The organism is Streptomyces viridosporus, from assembly GCF_002078235.1.
GTDB lineage: Bacteria > Actinomycetota > Actinomycetes > Streptomycetales > Streptomycetaceae > Streptomyces > Streptomyces viridosporus.
Genome location: NZ_MSGP01000928.1, coordinates 1 through 773 on the forward strand (window position 1 = coordinate 1; position 773 = coordinate 773).

General features: G+C 68.8%; 1 protein-coding gene. It reads left to right on the forward strand.

The features are described from left to right. Nucleotides 1-42: 42 nt before the first annotated feature. A complete protein-coding gene (locus tag B7L92_RS38720) occupies nucleotides 43-621 on the forward strand; it encodes a nuclear transport factor 2 family protein (RefSeq protein ID WP_081241688.1) in 579 nt (192 codons plus the stop codon). The last annotated feature ends 152 nt before the right edge of the window (nucleotides 622-773 follow it).

Below are 773 nucleotides of genomic sequence, written 5' to 3' on the forward strand. Positions count from 1 at the left end.
GTCCCCCTACGGGCCCGGACCCCCACCCGAGAGAGAGAAGCGATGACTGACGATGCGGCTCGCGCCGACAGCGTGGTGACCGAGGAGGACCTCCGCCTCCTCCGGGAACTGAAGGTCAAGGACCGGCTGCACGACCTCGAAGTCGCCTACTGCCGCGGGATCGACCGGCGCGACCCCCAGTTGCTGAAGTCGATCTTCTTCGAGGACGCCTTCGTCCGCCTGGGCGACATGAAGGAAGGCGGCGTGGACGAATGGGTGGACTGGATCATCGACGAGTTCAAGCCCCGGTTCGAGAACACCACCCACTACCTGCTGAACGAGTGGTACAAGGTGGACGGGAAGTCCGCCGAGGGGGAGACCCACCGCCTCTCGTACCACCGGTTCGGGGACCCGGCACGCGAACTGATCGCCGCCAGCCGCACGTTCAACCGGTACGAGGAACGCGACGGCGTGTGGAGGATCACTTTCCGCGAGGTGATCCGGGACTGGATCCACGAACGCCCCGTGGACCGGGACCTGTTCACCGGCGGGTTCGCGATGGAGATGAGCGAGCCCGGCCCCACGGACAAGAGCTACCAGGTGCTCTCGATGTTCGGCCGCGGACCGCTGCGGCCCGAGTGACCCCTCATTCCGCGTCCGGCCCCGACCCCGCCGCCCGCGGGACGGGCCCCGTGGGGAGACCCGCACCCCCGTGAACACCGATGACCTCGCCCTTTCCCCTGGGGGCGAGGTCATCGGCTTCCCGGCCGCCGGGGTCGGGGCGGGGGTGGAGA

Excerpts from the sequence above, each read along its gene's own strand:
- B7L92_RS38720 (WP_081241688.1), top strand. The coding sequence starts at position 43 with ATGACTGACGATGCGGCTCGCGCCGACAGCGTGGTGACCGAGGAGGAC.